The sequence below is a fragment of the Streptomyces sp. NPDC056734 genome, from assembly GCF_042790455.1.
Lineage (GTDB): Bacteria > Actinomycetota > Actinomycetes > Streptomycetales > Streptomycetaceae > Streptomyces.
Genome location: NZ_JBHTZD010000032.1, coordinates 41,677 through 67,031, shown reverse-complemented (window position 1 = coordinate 67,031; position 25,355 = coordinate 41,677). Strand labels below are relative to the sequence as shown.

At 71.2% G+C, this 25,355-nt stretch carries 25 protein-coding genes and 1 pseudogene; 12 read left to right on the top strand and 14 right to left on the bottom strand.

The features are described 5' to 3' along the window. The first annotated feature begins 29 nt into the window (after positions 1 to 29). From ACFRFC_RS34275 to ACFRFC_RS34265, 3 genes are all read left to right on the top strand, one after another. Complete coding sequence (locus tag ACFRFC_RS34275; protein ID WP_382689085.1) at positions 30 to 1,388, top strand: sensor histidine kinase; 1,359 nt, start codon at positions 30 to 32, stop codon at positions 1,386 to 1,388. Beyond that, complete coding sequence (locus tag ACFRFC_RS34270) at positions 1,385 to 2,086, top strand: response regulator (RefSeq protein ID WP_382689087.1); 702 nt, start codon at positions 1,385 to 1,387, stop codon at positions 2,084 to 2,086. The genes ACFRFC_RS34275 and ACFRFC_RS34270 overlap by 4 nt, the downstream gene beginning before the upstream one ends. Positions 2,087 to 2,324: 238 nt before the next feature. Next, positions 2,325 to 3,494, top strand: a complete 1,170-nt coding sequence (locus ACFRFC_RS34265) for an exo-alpha-sialidase (RefSeq protein ID WP_382689234.1) — start codon at positions 2,325 to 2,327, stop codon at positions 3,492 to 3,494. Position 3,495: 1 nt separating this feature from the next. On the opposite strand, the gene ACFRFC_RS34260 is transcribed toward ACFRFC_RS34265, so the two are convergent. The 5 genes from ACFRFC_RS34260 to ACFRFC_RS34240 form a co-directional block, all read right to left on the bottom strand. Further along, a complete protein-coding gene (locus ACFRFC_RS34260) occupies positions 3,496 to 4,422 on the bottom strand; it encodes a dihydrodipicolinate synthase family protein (RefSeq protein WP_382689090.1) in 927 nt (308 codons plus the stop codon). Next, positions 4,422 to 5,483, bottom strand: a complete 1,062-nt coding sequence (locus tag ACFRFC_RS34255) for an oligopeptide/dipeptide ABC transporter ATP-binding protein (protein WP_382689093.1) — start codon at positions 5,481 to 5,483, stop codon at positions 4,422 to 4,424. The genes ACFRFC_RS34260 and ACFRFC_RS34255 overlap by 1 nt, the downstream gene beginning before the upstream one ends. A 115-nt stretch (positions 5,484 to 5,598) precedes the next feature. Beyond that, on the bottom strand, positions 5,599 to 7,578 hold the full coding sequence (locus ACFRFC_RS34250) for a dipeptide/oligopeptide/nickel ABC transporter permease/ATP-binding protein (protein ID WP_382689095.1): 1,980 nt from the start codon (positions 7,576 to 7,578) through the stop codon (positions 5,599 to 5,601). Continuing rightward, entirely contained in the window at positions 7,575 to 8,537 is a 963-nt protein-coding gene (locus ACFRFC_RS34245; RefSeq protein WP_382689097.1) for an ABC transporter permease, read from the bottom strand. Before ACFRFC_RS34245 ends, ACFRFC_RS34250 begins: the two co-directional genes overlap by 4 nt. 21 nt (positions 8,538 to 8,558) lie before the next feature. Further along, positions 8,559 to 10,178: an ABC transporter substrate-binding protein gene (locus tag ACFRFC_RS34240; RefSeq protein ID WP_382689099.1), complete on the bottom strand. Its 1,620-nt coding sequence runs from the start codon at positions 10,176 to 10,178 to the stop codon at positions 8,559 to 8,561. Positions 10,179 to 10,415: 237 nt separating this feature from the next. Between ACFRFC_RS34240 and ACFRFC_RS34235 the strand changes: the two genes are divergently transcribed. From ACFRFC_RS34235 to ACFRFC_RS34220, 4 genes and pseudogenes are all read left to right on the top strand, one after another. Continuing rightward, a complete protein-coding gene (locus ACFRFC_RS34235; protein ID WP_382689102.1) occupies positions 10,416 to 11,075 on the top strand; it encodes a FadR/GntR family transcriptional regulator in 660 nt (219 codons plus the stop codon). Positions 11,076 to 11,735: 660 nt separating this feature from the next. After that, positions 11,736 to 11,960: a hypothetical protein gene (locus ACFRFC_RS34230; RefSeq protein WP_382689103.1), complete on the top strand. Its 225-nt coding sequence runs from the start codon at positions 11,736 to 11,738 to the stop codon at positions 11,958 to 11,960. Positions 11,961 to 12,113: 153 nt separating this feature from the next. Continuing rightward, positions 12,114 to 12,857 (top strand): annotated as a pseudogene (gene recO / locus ACFRFC_RS34225) (DNA repair protein RecO); the annotation flags it as partial. Between the two features lie 139 nt (positions 12,858 to 12,996). Further along, on the top strand, positions 12,997 to 13,830 hold the full coding sequence (locus tag ACFRFC_RS34220) for an isoprenyl transferase (RefSeq protein WP_382689106.1): 834 nt from the start codon (positions 12,997 to 12,999) through the stop codon (positions 13,828 to 13,830). Positions 13,831 to 13,958: 128 nt separating this feature from the next. Here the strand turns inward: ACFRFC_RS34220 and ACFRFC_RS34215 are convergent, their stop codons facing one another. The 4 genes from ACFRFC_RS34215 to ACFRFC_RS34200 all read right to left on the bottom strand — a co-directional run bounded on the left by ACFRFC_RS34215 (position 13,959) and on the right by ACFRFC_RS34200 (position 17,175). After that, on the bottom strand, positions 13,959 to 14,375 hold the full coding sequence (locus tag ACFRFC_RS34215; protein WP_382689108.1) for a Fur family transcriptional regulator: 417 nt from the start codon (positions 14,373 to 14,375) through the stop codon (positions 13,959 to 13,961). A 62-nt stretch (positions 14,376 to 14,437) separates the two neighbouring features. Then, positions 14,438 to 15,340: a metal ABC transporter permease gene (locus ACFRFC_RS34210; RefSeq protein WP_382689111.1), complete on the bottom strand. Its 903-nt coding sequence runs from the start codon at positions 15,338 to 15,340 to the stop codon at positions 14,438 to 14,440. Continuing rightward, positions 15,340 to 16,143 (bottom strand): metal ABC transporter ATP-binding protein, encoded by an 804-nt coding sequence (locus tag ACFRFC_RS34205; RefSeq protein WP_382689113.1) that lies wholly within the window; start codon positions 16,141 to 16,143, stop codon positions 15,340 to 15,342. Before ACFRFC_RS34205 ends, ACFRFC_RS34210 begins: the two co-directional genes overlap by 1 nt. 57 nt (positions 16,144 to 16,200) lie before the next feature. Then, complete coding sequence (locus tag ACFRFC_RS34200; RefSeq protein ID WP_382689115.1) at positions 16,201 to 17,175, bottom strand: metal ABC transporter solute-binding protein, Zn/Mn family; 975 nt, start codon at positions 17,173 to 17,175, stop codon at positions 16,201 to 16,203. A 219-nt stretch (positions 17,176 to 17,394) separates the two neighbouring features. Here ACFRFC_RS34200 and ACFRFC_RS34195 point away from each other — a divergent pair, with 219 nt between their 5' ends. Further along, positions 17,395 to 18,777, top strand: coding sequence for a glycine--tRNA ligase (locus ACFRFC_RS34195; RefSeq protein ID WP_382689118.1), 1,383 nt, complete (start codon positions 17,395 to 17,397; stop codon positions 18,775 to 18,777). Between the two features lie 202 nt (positions 18,778 to 18,979). Continuing rightward, complete coding sequence (locus ACFRFC_RS34190; RefSeq protein ID WP_382689121.1) at positions 18,980 to 19,591, top strand: LysE family translocator; 612 nt, start codon at positions 18,980 to 18,982, stop codon at positions 19,589 to 19,591. 10 nt (positions 19,592 to 19,601) lie between these two features. Here ACFRFC_RS34190 and ACFRFC_RS34185 read toward each other — a convergent pair whose 3' ends face one another. Further along, positions 19,602 to 20,654, bottom strand: coding sequence for a chitinase (locus ACFRFC_RS34185; RefSeq protein WP_382689124.1), 1,053 nt, complete (start codon positions 20,652 to 20,654; stop codon positions 19,602 to 19,604). Positions 20,655 to 20,831: 177 nt separating this feature from the next. Between ACFRFC_RS34185 and ACFRFC_RS34180 the strand changes: the two genes are divergently transcribed. The 3 genes from ACFRFC_RS34180 (at position 20,832) to ACFRFC_RS34170 (ending at position 23,744) form a co-directional block, all read left to right on the top strand. Next, positions 20,832 to 21,845, top strand: a complete 1,014-nt coding sequence (locus tag ACFRFC_RS34180) for an aldo/keto reductase (protein ID WP_382689125.1) — start codon at positions 20,832 to 20,834, stop codon at positions 21,843 to 21,845. 38 nt (positions 21,846 to 21,883) lie between these two features. After that, positions 21,884 to 22,474 carry a TetR family transcriptional regulator gene (locus ACFRFC_RS34175; protein ID WP_382689128.1) on the top strand — a complete coding sequence of 197 codons (591 nt, stop codon included), beginning with the start codon at positions 21,884 to 21,886 and terminating at the stop codon, positions 22,472 to 22,474. Between the two features lie 250 nt (positions 22,475 to 22,724). Next, the gene (locus ACFRFC_RS34170) at positions 22,725 to 23,744 is read left to right on the top strand and encodes a zinc-binding dehydrogenase (RefSeq protein ID WP_382689130.1); all 1,020 of its coding nucleotides are present in this window, start codon (positions 22,725 to 22,727) and stop codon (positions 23,742 to 23,744) included. Here ACFRFC_RS34170 and ACFRFC_RS34165 read toward each other — a convergent pair. The 4 genes from ACFRFC_RS34165 to ACFRFC_RS34150 form a co-directional block, all read right to left on the bottom strand. After that, positions 23,699 to 23,920 (bottom strand): hypothetical protein, encoded by a 222-nt coding sequence (locus ACFRFC_RS34165; protein ID WP_382689237.1) that lies wholly within the window; start codon positions 23,918 to 23,920, stop codon positions 23,699 to 23,701. The two genes, ACFRFC_RS34170 and ACFRFC_RS34165, sit on opposite strands and share 46 nt — an antisense overlap. Before the next feature lie 271 nt (positions 23,921 to 24,191). Beyond that, positions 24,192 to 24,404, bottom strand: coding sequence for a hypothetical protein (locus tag ACFRFC_RS34160; protein WP_382689132.1), 213 nt, complete (start codon positions 24,402 to 24,404; stop codon positions 24,192 to 24,194). Further along, entirely contained in the window at positions 24,401 to 24,685 is a 285-nt protein-coding gene (locus ACFRFC_RS34155) for a hypothetical protein (RefSeq protein ID WP_382689135.1), read from the bottom strand. The genes ACFRFC_RS34160 and ACFRFC_RS34155 overlap by 4 nt, the downstream gene beginning before the upstream one ends. A gap of 184 nt (positions 24,686 to 24,869) precedes the next feature. After that, positions 24,870 to 25,283 carry a hypothetical protein gene (locus tag ACFRFC_RS34150; protein ID WP_382689137.1) on the bottom strand — a complete coding sequence of 138 codons (414 nt, stop codon included), beginning with the start codon at positions 25,281 to 25,283 and terminating at the stop codon, positions 24,870 to 24,872. Positions 25,284 to 25,355 lie beyond the last annotated feature (72 nt).

Below are 25,355 nucleotides of genomic sequence, written 5' to 3'. Positions count from 1 at the left end.
GGGGGCGCCCCTTGGCGGAAGATGAACCCGTGCAGGCAACCACCCAGGCGGGACGGCCCCGGCCCCGCGTCGGCGAGCGGATCATGGCCGCGATCAACCGCGACCCGCTGACCGCCCCGCACGCCCTGCGCAACGACGCCGTCCTCGCCGTCGCGGCGGCCCTCATCGGCACCTGTCTCGGCCTGGTGGGCGACCCCGGGCTGCGGCCCGACGCGCTCGGCTGGACGCTGCTGTACGCCGCCCATGTGCCGCTGGTGTGGCGGCGCCGCCATCCGGTGCTGGTGCTCCTCGTGGTCATGGCCCTCATCGGCCCGTACCACGCGCTGGACAACAACCACTCGGCGCCCATCCCGGTCACCATGATCGTCCTGTACACCCTCGCCGCCATCGGTACGGTCCGGCGCACCCTGATCACCGGCGGCGCCCTGCTGGGCACCGCCCTTGTCGTCAATGCCCTCACCAACCCCGACGGGCTGCGCGAGCTGCTGCGGATCTCCGGCTGGATCATCGCGATGCTGTTCTGCGGCATCGATGTGCGCTACTACCGGCAGTACTTCGCCGCGATCGTGGAGCGTGCCGAGCGCGCCGAACGGACCCGGGAGGAGGAGGCCCGCCGCCGGGTCGCCGAGGAACGGCTGCGCATCGCCCGCGACCTGCACGATCTGCTGGCCCACAGCATCACCCTGATCGGCGTGCAGACCTCCGTGGCCGCGCATGTCCTGAACGCCGATCCCGAGCGGCTGGACCGGGCCGCCATCGCCGCCGCCCTCGACGACATCGCCGGGACCTGCCGGTCGGCGCGCGGCGAGCTGCGCACCACGCTGGAGGTGCTGCGCGCCCAGGACGGCGGTGAGAGCCGGGGCCCGCTGCCCGGTCTGCGCGGCCTCGGCGACCTCGCCGACAGCGCCCGGCTGGCCGGGGCCACGGTGGATCTCCGCGTCACCGCCGACGCCGTGTCGCCCGCCGTGGGCGCGGCCGCCTACCGGATCGTCCAGGAGGCCCTCACCAACGCCGTCCGGCACGGCGGACGCGACGACCTCGCCGTACGGGTGCGGGTGTACGGCGACTCCGGCGTCCTTCGGGTCACCGTCACCGACGACGGGGCGGGCAGCGGCACCGGGACGCCGGGCTACGGGCTGGTCGGCATGCGGGAACGGGCCCGCAGTGTGGGTGGCACGCTGGGGGCGGGGCCGCTGTCCGGGGGGCGGGGGTTCGAGGTGAGTGCGGTGCTGCCGCTGGGGGGTGAGGATGGGGTGGCGGAGGCTGTGGAGTCGGGTGAGCCGGGTGAGCCGGGTGAGCCGGGTGAGTCCGGTGAGGCTGTTGCGTCCGTCTGGCCCGGTGGGGTTGCCGGGGGCGCCGGGCCTGTCGCGAAGGAAGGTGCCCGGTGAGTGGGGGGAACGAGGGGGGCGGGCCGATCCGGGTGCTGCTCGCCGATGACCAGACCCTCGTACGGTCGGCGTTCGCGATGCTCGTCGAGTCCGCGAAGGACATGGAGGTCGTCGGGGAGGCCGGGACCGGACGGGAGGCGATCGAGCTGGCCCGCAGCGCCCGCGCCGATCTGATCGTGATGGACATCCGGATGCCCGACCTCGACGGCATCGAGGCGACCCGGCTGATCTCCGCGGATGCCGCGCTCGCGGCGGTGAAGGTGCTGGTGCTCACCACGTACGACAGCGACGAGAACATCGTCTCCGCGTTGCGGGCGGGGGCCGCCGGGTTCCTGGTCAAGGACACCCGGCCCGCCGAACTGCTGGACGCCATCCGTACGGTCGCCGCGGGGGAGGCGCTGCTGTCGCCGGGTCCGACCGCGCGGCTCATCGAGCGGGTGCTGCGGAGTCCGACCGTGCCTGCCGTGCCTCGGGTGGGTGGGCCCGGGTGTCTGTCCGGCCGTGAGCGGGAGGTGCTCGTGCTGGTGGCTCGGGGGTTGAACAACACGGAGATCGGTGAGGTGCTCGGGCTCAGTCCGCTCACCGCGAAGACTCATGTCAGTCGGATCATGGGGAAGTTGGGGGTGCGGGATCGGGCGCAGTTGGTGATTGTGGCTTATGAGTCGGGGTTGGTGCGGGTGGGGGGTTCGGGCGGGTGAGGGGGTGGGGGTGCGGGGGGTGTGCCGGGTGCGGGTTGTTTGTGGCTGGTCGCGCAGTTCCCCGCGCCCCTGTCGGCGTTGTGGTTTGAGGCGTTGCAGGGCGCGGGCCCCTGACGGCGTTGGGGTCTGGGGGGTTGTAGGGGCGCGCGTCCCCTAAGGGTGGCGTTGTGGTCGGCCGCGTCGGGGAGTCGTCGCGGGTTCTGACGTTCCGTCAGGAAGCATGTGGGTGATGAGAGCCATGTTTGTGGTCCGTAGCCTGCTTGCCTCCGCCGTGCTCCTCAGCCCTCTCACTCCCCTTGCCTCCGCCGCCTCCGGCTGTGTTTCCTCCGTGCCCTATGTCGCTGGGCGTGGGGGTTATGACACCTATCGGATTCCCGCTGTCGTGGCGACCCGGCAGGGTGCCGTGCTGGCCTTTGCCGAGGGGCGGCGGGACGGGGCCGGGGACAGTGGGGACATCGATGTCGTGCTGCGGCGGTCCGGCGACGGGGGGTGTACCTGGGGGCCGCTCGTGGTGGTGGCCGCCGGGGAGGGGGACACGCGGGGGAACCCGGCGCCCGTCGTCGACCCGCGTTCCGGTGCGGTCGTGCTGCTGACCTCGTACAACAGTGGTGCGGTGACCGAGGGGCAGATCATGCGGGGGGAGGTGCGGGGGCGCCGGGTGTTTGTGCAGCGGAGCGTCGATGACGGCCGGAGTTTCGGGGTGCCGCGCGAGATCACCGCCGAGGTCACCTTGCCCGGCTGGCGCTGGTACGCCACCGGGCCCGGGCATGCCGTCGCCCTCACCCACGGGCGTCACCGGGGGCGGCTGGTGGTCCCGGCCAATCACTCCGCCGCCCCGCCCGCGCACTTTGGCGACACGGGGCAGGAGCGCCGCTGGTACGGCGGACACGCCCTGTACAGCGATGACGGGGGGCGGCGCTGGCGGATCGGTTTCGTGGACGATTCCTACGACGGGGTCGACAACGCCAATGAGTCCAGCGCCGCCCAGCTCCCCGACGGGCGGCTCTACTTCTCCGCCCGGGACCAGCACGGCACCAGCGTCGGGAACCGGCTCGACGGTCACTCCCGCGACGGCGGCGCGAGCCTCGAACGGCCCTACGCCGTCCAGCGGACCCTGGATGACGTCCCGGTGGTCCAGGCGAGTGTCCTCCAGGTCCCCGGGCGGGGTGCCCCGCTGCTGTTCTCCGGGCCGTCGGTGCCGACCGAGCGGCGGTCGATGGCGGTGTGGCGCAGTACGGACGGCGGGAGCACCTTCACCAAGGCGCTCACCCTCTCCGGGCAGCGGGCCGGATACTCCGACCTCGCGCCGCTCGGGCGGGACACCGTGGGGATCCTGTACGAGACCGGGGTGACGGGGACGTACGAGACGATCGCGTTCCGGCGGATCGGGGTGCGGGAGCTGGGGTGACTCAGAGGAGTCCCGCCGCTGCCAGGTGTTTGCCGACTCGCTGGGTCTCGTCCGGGGAGAGGGGGATCTGGGGGTCGGCGGTGGCCGGGCAGTCGATGATGCCGCGCAGATGCAGGGCGGCCTTGAAGGCGCCCAGGGCGGAGGAGCTGCCGCCCATGCGGGCCGGGTCGCCGGCGCCGGTCATGGCGAACAGGGCGCACAGCCGCTCCTGTTCGGCGCGGGCCCGGTCCAGGTCGCCCGCGCGGACCTGGCGGTAGAGGCGGACGTAGCCGTGCGGGTCGACGTTGGCGAGGCCGGGGACCGCCCCGTCGGCGCCGAGGGCGAGGGCCGCGTCGGCGACCACCTCGGAGCCGGTCAGCACGCTGAAGCCGGGCAGCGCGCGGGCGCCCAGGACGACCTCGCGGAAGCCGCCGAGGTCGCCGCTGGAGTCCTTCAGGCCCGCGAGGACGCCGTCCGCCGCCAGTTCCAGGACCAGGGCCGGGGAGAGCTTGGAACGGACCGAGAGGGGGATGTCGTACGCGAAGACCGGGATCCCGGCGCGTTCGGCGAGCAGCCGGTAGTGGCGGTCGATCTCGGCGGGGTGGGTGCGGGTGTAGAAGGGCGCGGTCACCACGGCGGCGTCGGCGCCCGCCGCCGTGGCGACGGCGAGGTGGTCCAGGACGCGGGGTGTCGTCATGTCGATCGCGCCCGCGAGGACCGGCAGGGAGCCGCCGATGTGTGCCACGACCGTCTCGATGACGAGGCGGCGCTGGGCGTCCGTGAGATAGGCCGCCTCGGAGGTCGAGCCCAGTACGAACAGGCCGTGCACCCCGCCCGCCACCAGATGGTCGACCAGCCGCCGCAGTGAGCGGACGTCGACCTCGCGGTCCGGCGTCAGCGGCGTGCAGACGGGCGGGACGACTCCGGTGAGCGGGGCGGGCAGGGGCATCAGGACTCCCGGGGGTGGCTCTGGCGGGCGAGATCGCGGGTCGACTCGTCCTCGTCAACAGGATGGTGACAGCGGAAGCGGTGGCCCGGGGTTGACGCGGCCGAAAAATCGGGCATTTTGTCCGCGCAGAGCTGATCGGCCTTCCAGCACCTGGTACGGAACGGGCAGCCGCTCGGCGGCCGGGTCGCCGACGGCACCGGGCCCACCAGCGGGATCGGGTCGATCGGGTGCAGCAGGCCGGGCGTCGCGGAGAACAGGGCGCGGGTGTAGGGGTGGCGGGCGTGGTCGGTGACCCTCGCGGCCGGGGCCACCTCGACGATCCGGCCGAGGTACATGGTGATCACTCGGTCGCTCATCCGCCGGACCGTCTGGATGTCGTGCGATACGAACACCAGCGCGAGGCCGAGGCGTTCCCTGAGGTCGAGGAGGAGATTGAGGATCTGGGCGCGTACGGAGACGTCCAGCGCGCTGGTCGGCTCGTCGGCGACCACCAGGTCCGGGTCGAGCGCGAGGGCGCGGGCGATGGCCACGCGCTGGCGCTGGCCGCCGGAGAGCTGGCCCGGCAGGGCGTCGGTGAGGGCGGTGGGCAGGCCCACCAGGGCCATCAGCTCGCGCACGCGTTCCTCGCGCCGGGGGCGGCTGCCCCGGCCGTGCACGTCCAGCGGGTCGCGCAGGATCTGGCGGACGGTCAGCCGTCGGTTCAGCGCGGTCGAGGGGTCCTGGAAGATCATGCCGGTGGAGCCGCCGATCGCCGTCCGGCGCTCACCCGGCGACATCTCCCACAGGTCCTGGCCGCGGAACGCCACCGTGCCCGACGTCGGCCGCTCCACGCCCACCAGCACCTTGGCCAGCGTGGACTTGCCGCACCCGGACTCGCCCACGACCCCGACCGTCTCCCCGGCGGCGAGGGTCAGGTCCGCCCCGGTCAGCGCGTACACCCGGTCCCGGGTGAAGACGCCCCCGCTGCGGGCCTTGTGCACGACGTGCGCGTCCGTGACCCGCACGAGGGCGGGCTTCCCGGCGCTCTCACCGAGATCCTCGGGTTTGACGAGGGCGTTCACGGGGCCTCCGTAGCTGGGGGATGGGTGGGGTTACAGGGGGTGAGTGCGGGGGTCACAGGGCATCGATCCCCCACGTACTCCCCCACGTACTCCCCCACGTACTCCCCCACCCCCGTCACCCCACCACCTCACTCCCCGTAGCCACCACATCCACCGCCGGCCGGTGGCAGGCCGTCAGGTGGGTGGGGGGGCCCGTGAGGGTGGGGGCGGTGGTGTGGCACAGGGTGGTGGCGCGGGGGCAGCGGTCGGTGAAGCGGCAGCCGGGGGGGAAGTCGGCGGGGGACGGGACGACGCCTCTGATCTGCGTCATCCGTTCCGCGCCGCCCTCCAGGGAGAGCACGCTGCCGAGCAGGCCGCGGGTGTAGTGGTGGGCCGGGGCGCGGACCAGGTCGGAGGTGACGCCGCTCTCCACGATCTGGCCGCCGTACATGACCACCACCCGGTCGGTGATGTCGGCGATCAGGGCGAGGTCGTGGGAGACCAGGATCAGGGCGAAGCCCAGTTCCGCGCGCAGCCGCAGCAGGAGCTGTATCACCTGCGCCTGCACGGTCACGTCGAGCGCGGTGGTCGGCTCGTCGGCGACGATCAGCTTCGGTTCGCGCGACAGCGCCATGGCGATCAGGACGCGCTGACGCTGTCCGCCGGACAGTTCGTGCGGGTAGCTGCGCAGGGTGCGGTCGGGGTCGAGGCCGACCAGGGTGAGGAGTTCGGCGGGAGTGCGGTGGCCGCCCCGGCGCACGACCTGCTTCAGCTGGGCGCGGATCGTCATCGCCGGGTTGAGGGAGGAGAGGGCGTCCTGGTAGATCATCGCCATCTCGTGGCCGAGCAGCCGGCGCCGTACCCGCGTCGGCTCGGCGAGCAGGTCGCGCCGGTGGAAGCGGACCTGGCCGCGCACCCGGGCGCCCCGGGGCTGAAGGCCCATCACGGTCAGCGCGGTCAGCGACTTGCCGCAGCCCGACTCGCCGACCAGCCCCAGCACCTCACCGGGCCGCACCTCGAAGCTGATGCCGTCCACGATGTCCACGCCCCGGTGGCGGCCCTCGAACCCGATGGCGAGGTTCTCCACCGCGAGCACAGGTTCGCCGGCCGGCAGCGGGCGGGCCCGCGACCGCAGTCGCCGGGCCGCGTCGGTGAGGCCCGGCAGCGGCAGCACCTCCCCGCTGCCGGGCTCCGGCGTCTCCAGCCGGTCCGTGTGCCCCTTTGGCACCTCGACCTCGCGGGGCGCGGGCGCCGCCCACGCGTCGGACACGCCCTCCGAGAGGACGTTCAGGGACAGGACCGTCACCAGCATCAGCAGCCCGGGGAAGACCGTCGCCCACCAGCCGCCGGTCAGCACCATGTTCTTGCCGTCGGCGATGACACTGCCCCAGGACGGGTCCGGCGGCCGGACTCCCGCGCCGATGAAGGACAGCGACGCCTCGAACACGATCGCCTCGGCGACCTGGACCGTGCAGAACACCAGCACCGGCGCGGCGCAGTTGATCGCCACGTGCCGCCACACGATGTGCCCGGTGCGCGCCCCGATCACCCGCTCGGCGGTCACATAGTCCTCGCCGTACTGGTCCAGCACGTTCGCCCGCACCACCCGGGCCACCGGCGGCGTGAACAGGAACGCGATCGCGCAGATCAGGACCGTGATGCCCCCGCCGAACACGGCGACCAGGACGGCCGCCAGCGCGATGCCCGGGAACGCCATCACCACGTCCAGACACCGCATCAGCGTCTCGTCCACCGCCTTGCGGGAGGTCGCCGCGACGGCCCCCAGCAGCGCGCCCGCCACCAGCGCGAGCCCGGTCGCCCCCAGCCCGATGGCCAGCGACCAGCGGGCCCCGTACATCAGCCGGCTCAGCAGGTCCCGGCCCAGACTGTCCTGGCCCATCCAGTGCGCGGCGGAGGGCTGCCCGGTGCCGTCGACCGGCGGGAACTGCGCCAGCGGGTCGTAGGGGGCGAGCAGCGGCGCGAACACCGCCGTCAGCACCACCACCGCCAGGAAGCAGACGGCGATCTTCGACAGCGGCGGCAGCCGGCGCCAGCCGCGCAGCCGGACACCCGGGCGGGCGAGGGCCTCGGTCAGCGCCTTACGGGTCATGATCATGCGGTCGAGTCCCTCAGTCGCGGATTGACCAGCAGGTACAGGACGTCGATGACGAGGTTGACCACGACGAACCCGATCGCCGTGGTGATCACCACCCCCTGGACGACCGCCGGGTCGCCGTTCTTCACGGCGTCGATCATCAGCTTGCCCATGCCGGGCAGCGAGAAGATCGTCTCGATGACGACCGCGCCGCCCAGCAGATAGCCGACGCGCAGCCCGAGCACGGTCAGCGGGTTCATCAGCGCGTTGCGCAGCACATTGCGCCCGACCACCACCCGGGGCGGCAGCCCGCTGCCGATCGCCGTCCGCACATAGTCCTTGTCCAGCTCCTCCACCATCGAGGTGCGCACGATCCGGGTCAGCTGGGCGGCGACCGGCAGCGACAGCGCCAGCGCGGGCAGCGCGAGGGTGCGCAGCCAGCCGGTGACGGAGTCGGCGGGGTTGATGTAGCCGCCGGCCGGGAACCAGCCGAGGCCGACCGCGAAGTACTGGATCATCAGCAGCGCCAGCCAGAACCCGGGCGCCGCCACCCCGATCAGCGACACCACCCGGATGATCTGGTCCGGCATCCGGTCCCGGTAGATCGCCGCGGTCACCCCGCCGATCAGCGACAGCACCACCGCGATGCCCAGCCCCAGAAACGTGAGCTGCATGGTGAGCGGCAGCGCGGTCAGCACCTGGTCCAGCACCTCGCCCCGGGTCAGGGCGCTGGTGCCCAGGTCACCGTGGAGCAGATCGCCCACGAAATTCACGTACCGCACCGGCATCGGATCGAGCAGTCCGTGTTCCTCGCGGAAGTCGTGCAGCTGCTGGGGCGTCGGATTGGCGCCCTGGAAGAACGCGGACGCCGGGTCGACGTCCGAGAACCGCATCACCACGAACACGAACAGCACGATCCCCAGCATCAGCGGCACCAGCAGCGCGACCCGGCGGATGAGGATCCTGACGACGGCGACCACGCGCGACTCCCCTCCGTACCGTCAGACCCAGGTGGCCTGAAGCAGATTGATCCCCGGATACGGCTGTGCCCTGACCCCGGTGAGCAGGCGCGGGTTCCAGGCGGTCATCAGCGCGTTGTGGACGACCGGGTAGAGCACCGCCTGCTCGGCGACGACATCGACGCAGTCCTGGATCATCGCCCTCTTGCGGGCGGCGTCCGGCTCCCGGGTCGCCCGGTCCATGTCCCGGAACAGCTGCCGGGCGACCGGGTCGTGTGCCCACCGGGTGTAACCCATCCACAGGTTCTCGGGGCCGTAGTTGTAGCGCATGATCAGATCGGCGTCGACACCGAACTGGTTGGGGTTCGAGGCGGCGGCCACCACCTGGTAGTCCTGCTTCTGGTCCAGCTTGGTGAAGACCGCCGTGGTCTCCTGCGGCGCCAGCGTGGTGCGCACCCCGATCGCGTCCCAGGACGCCTTGATGGTGGGCAGACAGTCCATGATCCAGCTGACATTGACCGCCATGATCTCCACGCTCAGCCCGCTGACCCCGGCCTCCTTCAGCAGCGCCCGCGCCCGGTCGGGGTCGTACTCGTAGACGGTCCTCGCCCGGCGGTACGCCGGATTGCCGTCGTCGAGGAAGGAGGTCGCCGGCCGGCCGTGGCCCTTGAGCGCCACGTCCACGATGGTGCCGGTGTCCACGGCGTAACGCAGTGCCTGCCGCACCCGTACGTCGTCGAACGGCCGGTGCGCGGTGTTGAACATCAGGAACAGGTTGTTCATCCCGGCCCCGCTGCCCACCTCCATCCCGCCGCCCTGGAGCTGGGCGATATTGGCGTACGGGATGTTGTCCGCGAGCTGCACGCCCGCCCCGGCGCCGGAGATCATGGCGACACGCGGGGCGGCGTCGATGATCGCCAGCCAGTTCATCTTCCTGAACGCGGGCGGGCGCGGGCCGTTGTAACCGGCGAACGCCTCGAAGACGGTGTTGGACTTCGGGTGGTGCGCGGACTGCCGGTACGGTCCCGAGCCGACCGCCAGCCCCTTGATCGCGTCGTCCCAGCCGCCGGGCCGGGAGAAGACATGCTTCGGCATGACCTTGGCCAGGGTCAGCCGGGACACCCCCTCCGGGAACGGGAACCGCAGCTCCAGCCGCACCCGCCGCGCGTCCAGCGCGCGGGCCTCCTTCAGCCAGGACGCGAAGAAGCCCTTGGCGAGGGTCTGGGTGTCCGGGTCGAGGATCCGGTCGAAGACGAACACCACGTCGTCCGCGGTGACCGGCGTGCCGTCGTGGAAGCGGGCGCCCTCGCGCAGGGTGAAGGTCCAGGCCGTGGCGTCCGGGTCGGCGGGCAGCGCGGTGGCGAGCGCGGGGTAGGGGGCCCGGGTGATCGGGTCGGTGTCGACCAGCCCCTCGTAGATGTGGTGGTTCGCCGCCATCGAGAACGCCGACGCCGTCTGCGTCGGATCCCAGTTCCCGTCGTTGCCGTACCCGATCACCGCCGTGAGCGTGCGGTCGGTGCCCGAACCGCCCCCCGTGTAGATCGTCGACTCCGGCCCGCACCCCGCGAGCGACGCCGACACCGCGGCGGCGCCCAGCGCCCCGGTACGGCTCAGGAACGCCCGGCGGGACGGCGCCGGGACGCCGTGGGGGACGTCGCGCACGGTTCCTCCAGCGGTGGGGGAGAGGAAGGTGACCATCAGAAGGTGGGAATGTGACGATCAGAAGGTACGACGTTCTACGTCCTGGTGAGCGTGACCATAAGAAAGGGCGTGGGGGTGGTCAAGGGATCGCACACGAATGGCCTATATGCCACGGGTCGGGGCAATGCCGGTGCCCGGCGGCGGGCATGAGTGCCGGTCACAACCCGGCCCGGGGTGTCGGACATATGTACGCGTACGATGCCGCACATGGGCGTCGACACCAGGAACCGCCGGATACAGCGCGCGGTCGTCCGCCTCATCCTGGACCGGGGACTCGGCGCGGGCGCTCCGCTGCCGACCGAGACGGAGCTGATGGCGGACCTCGGCGTCAGCCGCAACTCCGTCCGCGAGGCCCTCAAGGCCCTCCAGGCTCTCGACCTCGTGGAGATCCGGCACGGCTACGGCACGTACGTCGGCCGGGCGTCGCTCGCTCCGCTGGTGGACGGGCTCACCTTCCGCGCGCTGGCCCTCCGGGACGGTGAGGCGGGGGTGCTCGCGGAGATCCTTCAGGTGCGGGAGGTGCTGGAGGAGGGGCTGATCCGGCGGGTCGCGGGGGCGGTGACGGAGGAGCGGCTCGACGCGTTGGACTCCGTCCTGGAGCGGATGGAAGGTGCGGTCGGGGAGGAGTTCGGTGAACTCGACCGGGAGTTCGGTGAGTTGCTGTACGCCTCGGTGGGCAGTGCGCTCGTGCCGGAGCTGCTGGGGGTGTTCCGGGAGGTGTCCCTGCGGGTGTCCGGGGAGCTGGGTGGGGTTGCGCTCGGGCCCGAGGTGCGGGTGGGGCGGTATCGGGGGGTTGTGGCGGCGTTGCGGAGGCGGGATGTAGAGGGGGCGCGGAAGGCTTTGACCGGGGGCGCGTGACCCTCCGGGTGGGTTGGGGGCGCCTAGTCGTCCGCGGGGCTTGGGTGGGGTGGCGGGTGCGGGTTCGTCGTGGCTGGTCGCGCAGTTCCCCGCGCCCCTGACCGGCAGTGGTGCGGTCCGGTGTTTCGAGGCGTCCGGCGCTTTTTGCCTCAGGTCCTCCGGATGGTGCGTTCGCCTCACCGGGTTCCGTATGCGTGGCTGTCGTCGCGCCTCCGCTGTGGGCGGTATGGGCTGGGACACCGTGATCACGGCAAGGTCCCTCGAATTCCTCCACAACTGCTCGAAAACGCCGCCGATTTACGGATTCGAGCCGGGTGGTCACAAACGGCCGCGGAATTTTGGCCGAGGATTTCCCGGGCGCACGGTACCGTCGTGTTCGCACACCACCCGAGGTACCGAATCAGCCTCTGGCCATGACCAACACCCCCCAATGGCCAGGCACTTGTATCCCGGCGGAACAAAATCAGTCGGCGAGTCTACGGCCCGTCGCGCCGCCGTGAAGCCAAAAGCGTGAGATACGGAAAAGCCGGGGAGTCACGGGGCAGCACAAGGCGCGGCGCGATGCGTCGAAGAGGCGGAGGAAACGTTGAAAAAAATGCGGGCCGCAGGCGAAAGGGCCGGGATTTCTCCGGTATCCGGGCACGGCGAGGCGGTTCTGCTGTGAGTACGCCCAAGCCCCCCATCGGCGCGTACGTCGTCGACACCCGCACCGGCCAGGTAGGCGTCGTCATGGGCCACGAGGGGCCGTACGTGCAGCTGCGCCCCGTCGGCGGCGGCCGGGAGTGGGACACCCCGCCCGGCGCGGTCCGGGCGGCCAGCGGGGCCGAGCGGCTGCGCGCGGCCACGGCCTACGAGAACGCGCGCAGCCGCGGCGAGGTCCCTTGAAGGGGCTCCGCCGACCACACGCACCGGCCGAGTGGGCGAGAATGGGGTCATGACGCTGCCCCACCACCACGGCATCCCGCCGCGCCCCCCGCAGCCGGGTGAGCCGGACCGCGGGACGCCGTGCCCCGGGCCCCCGCGCGGAGGTGGGCGGCGATGAGTCTGTTCCGGGACGACGGCGTCGTCCTGCGCACCCAGAAACTCGGCGAGGCGGACCGGATCATCACGCTGCTCACCCGCGGTCACGGCCGGGTACGGGCCGTGGCACGCGGGGTGCGCCGCACCAAGTCCAAGTTCGGCGCCCGGCTGGAGCCGTTCTCCCACGTCGATGTGCAGTTCTTCGCCCGCGGCGGCGAGCTGATCGGCCGCGGGCTGCCGCTGTGCACCCAGAGCGAGACCATCGCGGCGTACGGCGGCGGCATCGTCACCGACTACGGCCGCTACACCGCGGGCACCGCGATGCTGGAGACCGCCGAGCGGTTCACGGACCACGAGGGCGAGCCGGCCGTCCAGCAGTATCTGCTGCTGGTCGGCGCGCTGCGCACCCTCGCCCGCGGTGAGCACACCCCGCACCTGGTCCTGGACGCCTTCCTGCTGCGCTCCCTCGCCGTCAACGGCTACGCCCCGAGCTTCGGCGACTGCGCGAAATGCGGCCTGCCCGGCCCGAACCGCTTCTTCTCGGTCTCCTCCGGCGGCTCGGTCTGCGTCGACTGCCGGGTGCCCGGCAGTGTCGTACCCTCACCGCGGACCCTGGACCTGCTCGGGGCGCTGCTCACGGGAGACTGGGACACGGCGGACTCCTGCGAGCCCCGGTATGTGCGCGAGGGCAGCGGGCTGGTCTCCGCCTATCTGCACTGGCATCTGGAGCGGGGGCTCAGATCCCTGCGGTACGTCGAGAAATTCGCCGCGCAGGAGAAGGCCGCCGCCGTACAGGAGAAGTCCGCCGCACAGGAGAAGTCCGCCGCGCGGGCCGAGTAAGAGACACGAGACACCGGCAAGACGGCAAGAAGAGACACGGGCAAGAGGAGACGAGAAGCACATGGTGGTACGCGGGATCCTGGGGCGCCAGCGCCGCGAGTACAGCACACCGCAACCGCACCCCTCCGGTGCCCGCCCGCCGAAGCTGCCCGGTGAGCTGATCCCGCGCCATGTGGCGATCGTCATGGACGGTAACGGCCGCTGGGCCAAGGAACGCGGCCTGCCGCGCACCGAGGGCCACAAGGTGGGCGCCGAGTGCGTCCTGGACGTCCTTCAGGGCGCCGTCGAGATGGGCGTGGGCAGCATCTCCCTGTACGCGTTCTCCACCGAGAACTGGAAGCGCTCACCCGACGAGGTGCGCTTCCTGATGAACTTCAACCGTGACTTCATCCGCAAGTCCCGCGACCAGCTCGACTCCCTCGGCGTCCGGGTCCGCTGGGTGGGCCGGATGCCCAAGCTGTGGAAGTCGGTCGCCAAGGAACTCCAGATCGCCCAGGAACAGACCAAGGACAACGACCGGCTCACCCTGTATTTCTGCATGAACTACGGCGGCCGGGCCGAGATCGCCGACGCCGCCAAATCCCTCGCCGAGGACGTCCGGGCCGGCCGCCTCGACCCCGGGAAGGTCACCGAGAAGACCTTCGCGAAGTACCTGTACTACCCCGACATGCCCGACGTCGACCTGTTCCTGCGCCCCAGCGGCGAACAGCGCACGTCCAACTATCTCCTGTGGCAGAGCGCCTATGCCGAAATGGTCTTCCAGGACGTCCTGTGGCCCGACTTCGACCGCCGCGACCTCTGGCGAGCCTGCCTGGAATACGCCTCCCGAGACCGCCGCTTCGGCGGCGCGATCCCCAACGAGGAACTCCTGGCAATGGAAGGCAGGCAGCAGTAGCGGAGAGGGGCGGGGGAGGGGAGGGGCGGGGGGGCGCAGCCCCCGCCCCTCCCCTCAGGGGCGCGGGGAACTGCGCGACCAGCCACGACGGCGGGACAGCCCGAACCCGGCATCAACCACCACGGCGCTCACGCCCCAGCGGCAGCACACTCCGCACAGGTGCCAAAAATCTCCACCGTATGCGCCACATTCACAAACCCATGCTCCGCGGCGATCGCCTCCGCCCAGGACTCCACGGCAGGCCCCGCCACCTCGACGGCCTTCCCGCAGGCCCGGCACACCAGATGATGATGGTGCTCCCCGGAGGAACACCGGCGATACACCGACTCCCCCTCGGACGTGCGCAGCACATCCACCTCACCGGCGTCGGCCAGCGACTGAAGCGTCCGGTACACCGTGGTCAGCCCGACCGCGTCACCCTTGTGCTTGAGCATGTCGTGCAGCTCCTGGGCGCTGCGGAACTCATCGACCTCGTCCAGTGCCGCGGCCACGGCGGCACGCTGCCGGGTGGCGCGGCCCTTCACGGGCGGTCCAGCGGTGGTCACTGGTTGCCTCCTTGCGTCTGCGGTGTGCCGGGCGCCATTGTGCCAGCCCAGCCGGTCCGCGGTCAGACGCCGATCCCCTTCTGCGCTCCCCGGGCGGCCGGGACCACGCATTCCGCAGGGTCCCCGGCGGGCTCGGCCGCGGCGGCGAGCCGGGCCCGGCGCCGGGCCAGCGGAGCCGCCAGCACGGTCAGTACCCCGAACGCGCCGATGGTCAGCAATACGATCGTCGCACCGGGCGGCACGTCCTGGTAGTACGAGGTGACGGTCCCGCCGAGCGTCACGGCCACCCCGAGCGCGACGGAGATCGCGAACGTCGCCGCGAAGCTCCGGCTCAGCTGCTGCGCCGCCGCCACCGGCACCACCATCAGCGCCGACACCAGCAGCAGCCCGACCACCCGCATCGCCACGGTGACCGTGACCGCCGCGGTGATCGCCGTCAGCAGATTCAGGGCCCGCACCGGCAGCCCCGTCACCCGCGCGAACTCCTCGTCCTGGCTCACCGCGAACAGCTGCCGCCGCAGCCCGAGGGTGACCAGGATCACGAACGCCGCCAGCAGACAGATCGCGGTGACGTCCGACTCCGAGACCGTCGACAGCGACCCGAAGAGATACGAGGTGAGATTGGCGTTGGAGCCGCCCGGCGCGAGGTTGATGAACATCACGCCGCCGGCCATACCGCCGTAGAAGAGCATGGCGAGGGCGATGTCGCCGCGGGTGCGGCCGTACCAGCGGATCAGTTCCATGAGGACCGCGCCGAGGACCGAGATCAGGGTCGCCATCCACACCGGGGACCAGGACAGCAGGAAGCCGAGGCCGACGCCGGTCATCGCGACATGGCCGATGCCGTCGCCCATCAGGGCCTGGCGGCGCTGCACCAGGTAGATGCCGACGGCCGGGGCGGTGATGCCGACCAGGACGGCGGCGAGCAGGGCCCGCTGCATGAAGGCGTAGTTCAGGATCTCCATCAGCTGAGCAGTCCCGTACGGATCGGCGACGCGCCCTCGGGGGCGTGCGGGTGGACATGGTCGTGGCCCGGCAGGGCGTGCTGGCCCAGGGCCTTGGGCGGCGGGCCGTCGTGCAGGACACAGCCGTCGCGGAGCACCACCGCGCGGTCGATCAGCGGCTCCAGCGGGCCCAGCTCGTGCAGCACCAGCAGCACGGTCGTACCGGCCGCGACCTGCTCGCGCAGGGTGCCCGCGAGGACCTCCTGGCTGGCCAGGTCCACGCCCGCCATCGGCTCGTCCATGATCAGCAGTTCGGGGGCTGCGGCCAGCGCGCGGGCGATCAGCACCCGCTGGTGCTGTCCGCCGGAGAGCGCGTCGACCGGGTCGCCCGCCCGGTCCGCCATGCCGACCTGCTCCAGGGCCCGGCGGACGGCCGCCCGGTCGGCCTTGCGGAAGACGCCGAAGCGGGTACGGGACAGTCGGCCCGCGGAGACCACCTCGGTCACCGTGGCGGGCACCCCGCCCGAGGCCGTGGTGCGCTGCGGGACGTAGCCGATCCGCGCCCAGTCGCGGAACCTGCCGCGCTCGGTGCCGAACAGCTCGATCCGCCCGGCGCTCACCGGCACCTGCCCGATGACGCTGCGCACGGCCGTCGACTTGCCGGAGCCGTTCGCGCCGAGCAGCGCGACGACCTCGGCGCGGCGGACGGTGAAGTCGATGCCGCGCAGCACCGGGCGCGAGCCCAGTTCCGCGCTCACCCCGCGCAGGGAGATCACGGCCTCGGTCTCGGCGCTCGCACCCATGGCGTCCTCCGTGTCTGTCATGCGTGGCTGTCCTGCGTGGCTGTCATACGGGTCTGTCCTGCGTGTCCTGCGTGTCTGTCATGCGCTTCCCAGGGCCTTCTGGAGCGCCGCCAGGTTCGCGTCCATGACCTGGATGTAGTCGTCGCCCCTGGACTTGTCGGTGATGCCTTCGAGGGGGTCCAGGACGTCCGTCTTCAGGCCCGCGTCGGCGGCGAGGGTCTTCGCGGTCTCGTCGGAGACCAGTGTCTCGTAGAACACGGTGGTCACTCCGTCCGCCTTGGCCTCGTCCTGAAGCTCCTTGATCCGGGCCGGGGTCGGCTCGCTCTCCGGGTCCAGGCCGTTGATGGCCTCCTGGGTGAGGCCGTAGCGCTCGGCGAGATAGCCGAAGGCGGCGTGGTTGGTGAAGAAGACCTTGGTGTCGGTGTTCTGGAGGCCCTCGGTGAAGCGGGTGTTGAGATCACCGAGCTTGTCGACCAGGGCGGCGGTGTTCTTCCGGTAGTCGGCCGCGTGGTCCGGGTCGGCCTTCTCGAAGGCGGCGCCCACGCCGTCGGCGATCTGGGCGTACTTCACCGGGTCCAGCCAGACATGCGGGTCGAGGGCGGGATCCGCGGCCCCGGACTCATCGGCGGGGGGCTCCTCGGCGGCGGCGTCCTCGCCCTCGTGGCTGTGCTCGATGTCGCCGTGGTCCTCCAGGCCGGTCAGCGAGGCGGCGTCGATCTTGGTCCCGACCTCGGACTGGGCGACGGCCTCGTCCACGGCGGGCTGGAGGCTCTTGAGGTAGAGCACCGCGTCGGCCTCGCCCAGCTGCGCGGTCTGCCGGGCGCTCAGCTCCAGGTCATGGGGTTCCTGACCGGGCTCGGTCAGCGTGCTGACGTTCACATGGTCCCCGCCGATCTGCTCGGCGAGGTACTGCATCGGGTAGAACGACGCGACGACATCGAACTTGTCGGTGTTGCCCGCCGCGGCGCTGCCGTCGGTGGAGCAGGCGGTGAGGGCGGCGAGACCCAGGGCGGTCACGGCCGCCGTGGGTATGAGGTGTCGACGTACGTTCATGACAGTCATTTTCAACAAATTTGGAAACCGTTGTCAACAAGTCGGTTCCCGCCCCCCTTCCCGACCTGCTCCGAGCCCTCCCTGAACCCTCTCCGGGCCCGCTCGCGGATCTTCCTCCCCGGGACCGATTTGATTGAGGGGGAGGCACCGCCGGTAACCTGAGGCATTCGCTCTGAAGCATCTCGCTTCGTCGCCCGTCGTCGTAATGAAGAGAGCACCGTGGCCGCCGACAAGATCGACACCATCGTCAGCCTGAGCAAGCGCCGTGGCTTCGTATTCCCTTGCAGTGAGATCTACGGCGGACAGCGCGCCGCCTGGGACTACGGGCCGCTGGGTGTCGAGCTCAAGGAGAACCTCAAGCGCCAGTGGTGGCGCTACATGGTGACGTCGCGCGAGGACGTCGTCGGTATCGACTCGTCCGTCATCCTGGCCCCCGAGGTGTGGGTCGCCTCCGGCCATGTCGCCACCTTCACCGACCCGCTCACCGAGTGCACCTCCTGCCACAAGCGGTTCCGCGCGGACCACCTGGAGGAGGCGTACCAGGAGAAGAAGGGCCGCGCCCCGGAGAACGGGCTCGCCGACATCAACTGCCCCAACTGCGGTACCAAGGGCCAGTTCACCGAGCCGAAGTCGTTCTCCGGTCTGCTCTCCACCCACCTCGGCCCCACCCAGGACTCCGGCTCGGTCGCGTACCTGCGCCCGGAGACCGCCCAGGGTATTTTCACCAACTTCGCCCAGGTGCAGACGACTTCGCGGCGCAAGCCGCCGTTCGGCATCGCGCAGATGGGCAAGTCCTTCCGCAACGAGATCACGCCGGGCAACTTCATTTTCCGTACCCGCGAGTTCGAGCAGATGGAGATGGAGTTCTTCGTCAAGCCGGGTGAGGACGAGAAGTGGCAGGAGTACTGGATGGAGCAGCGCTGGAACTGGTACACCGGCCTGGGTATGCGTGAGGAGAACATGCGCTGGTACGACCACCCGGCCGAGAAGCTCTCCCACTACTCCAAGCGCACCGCCGACATCGAGTACCGCTTCCGCTTCGGCGGCAGCGAGTGGGGCGAGCTGGAGGGCGTCGCCAACCGCACCGACTACGACCTCGGCGCCCACTCCAAGGCGTCCGGCCAGGACCTCTCCTACTTCGACCAGGAGGCCGGCGAGCGCTGGACCCCGTACGTCATCGAGCCCGCGGCCGGTGTCGGCCGGGCGATGCTCGCGTTCCTGCTGGACGCGTACATCGAGGACGAGGCGCCCAACGCCAAGGGCAAGATGGAGAAGCGCACGGTTCTGCGCCTGGACCCCCGGCTGGCCCCGGTGAAGGTCGCCGTGCTGCCGCTGTCCCGCAACCCCGAGCTGTCCCCGAAGGCCAAGGGGCTCGCCCAGGCGCTGCGGCAGAACTGGAACATCGAGTTCGACGACGCGGGCGCCATCGGCCGCCGCTACCGCCGCCAGGACGAGATCGGTACGCCGTACTGCGTCACCGTCGACTTCGACACGCTGGAGGACAACGCGGTCACGGTCCGCGAGCGGGACTCCATGAAGCAGGAGCGGGTGTCTCTCGACCAGATCGAGGGGTACCTGGCGGGCCGCCTGATCGGCGCCTGACGGTCTCCCGGTACGCCCGTCCCCTCCACCCCGGCCTCGGCTGTCGGGGTGGAGGGGACGGGCGTTTGCCGTCCGGTGTCTTCCTTCGAGGGGCCTGCATTGGTCCCCTTGAGGGGCCTGCATCGGTCCCCTGCATTGGTCCCCGATACGGGTCCCGGATTGGCCCTGTGGCCGGGCCGCGCGCGGCGGCACGCTGGGGCGTATGAGTCTCGCGTTCCTGCTGACCACCCTCGTCGTGGTCGCCACCCCCGGTACCGGCGTCGTCTACACCCTCGCGGCCGGGCTGTCGCGCGGGCGGCGGGCCAGTGTCGTGGCGGCGTTCGGCTGCACGGTCGGGATCGTGCCCCACATGCTGGCGACGATCACCGGCGTGGCCGCGCTGCTGCACGCGAGCGCCACGGCGTTCCAGGTGCTCAAGTACGCCGGTGTCGCCTATCTGCTCTACATGGCGTGGGCCACCCTCAGGGACCGGGACGCGATCGGGGTCGACGGCGAGGCCGCGCCGCTGTCGCCGGGGCAGATGATCTGGCGGGGCGTGCTGATCAACATCCTCAACCCGAAGCTGACGATCTTCTTCTTCGCCTTCCTGCCCCAGTTCGTCACCCCCGGTGAGCCGCACGCGCTGCTGCGGATGCTGGTGCTGAGCGGGGTCTTCATGCTGGCGACGTTCGTCGTCTTCGCGGTGTACGGGGTGCTCGCCGCGTCCGTGCGCAGCCAGGTCATCTCCCGGCCGAGGGTGATGACCTGGCTGCGGCGGAGTTTCGCGGGGTCGTTCGTGGCGCTGGGCGCGAAGCTGGCGTTCACCTCGCGGTAGCGGGCGGGGGCTAACGCCCTTGCAGGGCCTTGACGTTGTCGCCGAAGGTCCAGTTGCGGGAGCCGTCCCAGTTGATGGACCAGGTCATCAGGCCCTTGAGGCTGGTGCCGTAGTTCTGCCAGGCCTGGGAGACCAGGGACGGCGTCATGTAGCCGCCGCCCGCGCCCGACTGTGCGGGCAGGCCCGGGACCTGCTTGTCGTACGGGACACGGATCGTCGTGCCCTGGATGACCAGCCCCCGGTTGAGGCAGTCGGTCTGGGCGATGAAGCCCTGGACGGTTCCGGCGGAGTAGGAGTCGCCGGAGCAGCCGTAGAAACTGCCGTTGTAGTACTGCATGTTGAGCCACCACAGCCGGCCGTTGTCGGCGTACTTCTTGATGATCGGCAGGTACGCGCCCCAGATCGAGCCGTAGACCACGCTGCCGCCGGTGACGTACGCCGTCTCCGGGGCCATGGTGAGGCCGAAGTTGGCGGGCATCTGGGCGAGGATGCCGTCGATGATCCGGATCAGGTTGGCCTGGGACGCGGACAGGGTGTTGATGTTGCCGCTGCCGATCAGGCCGGTCTCGATGTCGATGTCGATGCCGTCGAAGTTGTACGTCTTGAGGATCGGGACGATGGTCGCGACGAACCGGTCGGCGACGGTGGCGGAGCTGAGGTCGATACCGGCGGTGGCGCCGCCGATCGACAGCAGGATCGTCTGCCCGGCGGCCTTCGCGGCGCACATCTCGGCGGGCGTGGCCACCTTCACCCCGTTGTCCATGCCGTCCTGCCACAGCGCGGTGCCGTCGGGCAGGATCACGGGGAAGGCCGCGTTGATCACGTTGTAGCCGTGCTGGCCGATCCGGGGATCGGTGATCGGGGTCCAGCCGAAGGGCGGATGGACCCCGTTGGCGGCGCCGTCCCAGTTCTCCCAGTAGCCCTGGAGCACCTTGCCGGTGGGTCGGGACTTGACCGCACAGGTGTCGGCGGCGGCGGCGGGCTGGGCGAGGGCGATGGTGAGGGGGGCGAGACAGGCGGTCGCGAGGGCGGCGGCCAGCAGGCGCAGTCTGCGGCGGAACATTCCTGACCTCCCGGTGGGAGTGGGTGAGTGGTGCAGGTGAATGTCGTAGACATGACAGTCGCGCGGTCCAGACCATTCGTCAATAGGTCTGGACCAATCGCGCGCACAGGGAGCCTGGCTGACAAATGACAGCTGACAGATATTGAAATCTGTCAGCTGTCGTGCCATCGTGGAGGCATGACGACGACACAGACACGTGCGCTCGGCCGGACCGGTCCCCGGGTCTCGGCCCTGGGCCTCGGCTGCATGGGCATGTCCGCGCTGTACGGGGACGTGGACCGGGCCGAGTCGATCGCGACCATCCACGCCGCGCTGGAGGCGGGCGTGACCCTGCTCGACACCGGCGACTTCTACGGCATGGGGCACAACGAACTCCTGATCGGCGAGGCCCTGCGCACGGCTTCCGCGGCCGGTCGTGAACAGGCGCTGGTCAGCGTGAAGTTCGGCGCCCTGCGCGACCCGGACGGCGGCTGGAGCGGGTACGACGGGCGGCCGGCGGCGGTGAAGAACTTCGCGGCGTACTCCCTCCAGCGCCTGGGCACCGACCACATCGACATCTACCGGATCGCCCGCCTCGACGCGGCCGTGCCGATCGAGGAGACGGTCGGCGCGATCGCGGAGCTGGTGGAGCAGGGGTATGTACGGCACATCGGCCTCAGCGAGGTGGGTGCCGGGACGATCCGGCGGGCCGCCGCCACGGCCCCGGTCTCGGACCTCCAGATCGAGTACTCGCTGATCTCGCGCGGCATCGAGGCCGAGATCCTGCCGACCGCCCGCGAGCTGGGCATCGGCGTCACCGCGTACGGAGTGCTGTCCCGGGGGCTGATCTCCGGTCACTTCAGCGCCGACCGGCAGCTCGCGGCCAATGACTTCCGCGCGCTGTCCCCGCGCTTCCAGGGCGAGAATCTCCGGCACAACCTGGGCCTGGTCGAGGCGCTGCGCGAGATCGCCGGGCGCAAGGGGGTGAGCGTCGCCCAGATCGCCATCGCCTGGGTGCTGTCCAGAGGCGAGGACATCGTGCCGCTGGTCGGCGCCCGCAGCCGGGACCGGCTGACCGAGGCGCTGGGCGCGCTCGCCGTGACGCTGGACGAGCCGGACCTCGCGGCGATCGAGCGGGCTGTCCCGGCGGGCGCGGCGGCGGGCGAGCGCTACCCGGCGGGACAGCTGGCCCACCTCGACAGCGAACGCTGACCGGACCGCCGGGTGCGGCCCCAGGTACGGTCAGTGACATGCCACCCACCAGCGAGACCCTCACCACCGAGCGCATCCTTGAGGTGACCGAGGAGGTGCTCCGCCGCCACGGCCCGGCCAAGGCCACCGTGGTCGACGTGGCCCGCGCGCTCGGCGTCAGCCACGGCAGTGTGTACCGCCACTTCCGCACCAAGGCGGCGCTGCGCGAGGCGGTGACCAAGCGGTGGCTGGACCGGACGTCGGAGCGGCTGTCCGTGATCGCCGGGGAGCACAGCGACCCGGAGGAGCGGTTGCGCTCCTGGCTGTGGGCGCTGTTCGATGCCAAGCGCCGCAAGGCGGGCGAGGATCCCGAGCTGTTCGCGACCTACATGGTGCTGGTCGACGAGGCGGTCCAGGCGGTCGACGACCATGTCACGGACCTCACCGCGCAGCTGACCCGGATAGTCGGCGACGGCGTGGCGACGGGCGTGTTCAGCACGTCCGACGAACAGCTCACGGCCCGCGCGCTGTTCCAGGCCAGCGGCCGTTTCCATGACCCGTGCTACGCGGCGGAGTGGGTGCGCCCGGAGGTGGAGACGGATCTGGAGGCGTTGCTGGAGCTGTTGCTGGGGGGGTTGCGTTCGCAGTGACGTGGGGTGGCGTGGGGTGCTGGCGGGGGTGACGCCGGGTGGGGTGCCGGGTGGGGTGCTGCCGGGGTGGCGCCGGGTGGGGGCTGCCGGGGTGCTGCCGGGTGTCGTGGTCTGGGTGGGGGTGTCCGGTTCGGGTTGACCTGAACCGCTCTTGAGGTTCTACGTTCCGAGTGGCAGGGCGGACCGGGCGGTGAGCCGGACGCGGGGCGCGGGCAGGGCACGGGCTCTCGGAGCGGAAGTGGTGATGGGGATGCGGGCGATCAGGGTGCGGGAGTTCGGCGGGCCGGAGGTACTGGTGGCGGAGCGGGTCGCCGATCCGGTGGCCGGGCCCGGGCAGCTGGTGATGGGGATGGCCGCCGCCGACATCATCTTCCTGGACACGCTGCTGCGCACCGGCTGGGGTGGGGAGTACTTCCCGCTCAAGCCGCCGTACATCCCCGGGGGCGGCGGCGCCGGGCGGGTGCTGTCGGTGGGGGAGGGGGTCGACGCCGGCTGGATCGGGCGCCTGGTGCTCGCGCGGGGCACGGGCGGCTATGCCGAGCGGATGATCGCCGAGGTCCAGGACACGGTGGAGGTGCCGGACGGTGTGACGCCCGCGCGGGCGGCGGCCCTGCTGCACGACGGGGTGACGGCACAGATGCTGGTCGGTGAGGGAGGCATCGAGTGGGGGGAATGGGTGCTGGTCGCGGCGGCGGCCGGGGGAGCGGGCTCGCTGCTGGTGCAGCTGGCGCGGGAGGCGGGCGCGCGGGTGATCGCGGCGGCCCGGGGCGAGCGGAAACTGGCGCTGGCACGGGAGTTGGGCGCACAGATCGCCGTGGACTACTCGGAGCCGGGCTGGCAGCGGCGGGTGGTGGAGGCGACGGGCGGCGCGGGGGTGGACCTGGCGTACGACGGCGCGGGCGGTCCCCTGGGCAGAGAGGTGTTCGAGACGGTGGCGAAGGGGGGCCGCTTCGTCACCTACGGCACGTCGAGCGGCTTCGCGGACATCGACCCGCACCTGGCGGCGCGGCGCGGTGTGACGGTGACCAACTCCCTGGAGTCCGGCTCGCCCGGCGCGGAGGAGGTGCGGAACCTCCTCACGACGGCCCTCACCCGCACGGCGCGGGGCGGGCTGCGTCCGGTGATCGGGGCGACGTATCCCCTGGAGCGGGCGGCCGATGCCCATCTCGCCCTGGCGAGGCGCGAGACGGTCGGCAAGTCCCTGCTGCTGATCCGGCCGGACGCTCAGCCGCTGCCGGGCGTGGAGTTCGTGGGGTCCACGGTCGCCTGATGGGCCTCGGCGAGATGCTCCTGCGCCTTCAGCCAGGGCAGGAACTGCGCGCTCTTGCGCCAGTCGCAGGTATCACAGCTGATGGTGCGCTGCACGCCGGTGCGTTCGACTCTCACCACATGTTCCCGTCCGTGCTGATCCCATCGGCTCACCTTGCTCGTATCGATCTGCGGCATGACGACTCCAGCCTTCGTTTCGACGATCAGTTCGATCCGATCCGGGGTGAACTCTTTCACGCGGCGAGGGGTGTGGGGTGGGAGCGGCGTCAACGGGGCTCACTTCATGGGGACTTCGGAGGTCAACGCAGGAGGGAGGGGGCGGGGCGGGGCCGTGGGAAGGGGGCGGGTCGCTTGCCGGTCGTCCCGGCGATCGAGGTGCGCCCGGCCCCGGCCCTTGGCAGCCCTCCGTCCGGGCCTCACCGAGCACCGGACGGAGGGTGCTCACGGGCTACCAGGCGCCGGGCGGTTTGTCGCCGGTGCGGCAGCGGGGGCAGTGGCAGGGGGGCCAGCGGAGGGTGTCGGCGAGGGTGAGGGGTCCGGGTCCGGGGCGGTAGACGCGTGTCCGAGTGCGGTCGACGCGCTCGCCGTCGGCCGCCCGGATGCGGTAGGTCTCGATGGTCAGGTGGGAGGTGCCCGGGGCGGGCGGGGTACCGGCGTTCATCGGGTGGCCTCGCCGTGCGGGGTGCGCTGGATGACAGCCTTGAGGATGTCGGAGAGGGCCCGCTGGAGTTCCGGGCTGTTTTCGATGGCTTCGTGTTCGGGGTCGGTGTACTGCCAGGTGTGGCATCCGGGGTGACCGGCGTACAGGATGCATGCCTCGTCCTTGGGGGTGGGCCCGGAGAGGGTGTTGCAGTCGGGCACGACCCGGAAGGCGTCGGGGCGCCGGCCGTCCGCCCACTGGGCCCACACCTCGCCCTCGCTCGCGTCATCCAGCTCCCACACCAGGTCGTGATGACGGCCGACGGAATGCTCCTGGAGCAGGCAGCGAGCACCGGCCGCACATTCTCCGGAGCACTGGAATCGTGGACCGACGCGAACATCGCCGCGATCAGACCGACCGGCATCAACGCGGTGGCACCACACACCCGAGGACGGGGAAGGGGCCAGGGCTGTTTGGTCAGCGAGATCACACCGCACCTCCCGACTTCGCCTGGGGCGCGGACGCGTCCCCGCACACGGGACCGACCGGACCGTCAGCTGCCCCCCACTTGAGCCCCAGCCCGCGCAAGCGCTGCCGCTCCCGTTCCTGCCAGTCCCGGATCCGCTGCCGTTCCCGCTCCCGCGCCGCCTCCGACACCGGGAGGTACGGCCGGACAACCACGGCCGTACCGGCGTCCAGAAGGACCCCGTCCCACCCCTCGGGGGAAACCTCCCCGAACGGCTGTCCCCGCCCCCGTAGTGATTCGGGCACGGTCACGGAACCCGATGCCCCCGTACCGTGCCCACCGGCCGCGAGCGGCAGGCGGGCACGACGGCGCCCGAACGGCGGCAGTAACAGCCGCAACAGACAGTCGAAGACCGGACCGATACGCTTCGGCACGTCAGCAGCTCCTCAAATTCCGGGCACAGGAAGTCGACCCGACCAGGTCAGGGCAACTTCCTGTAGGAAGTG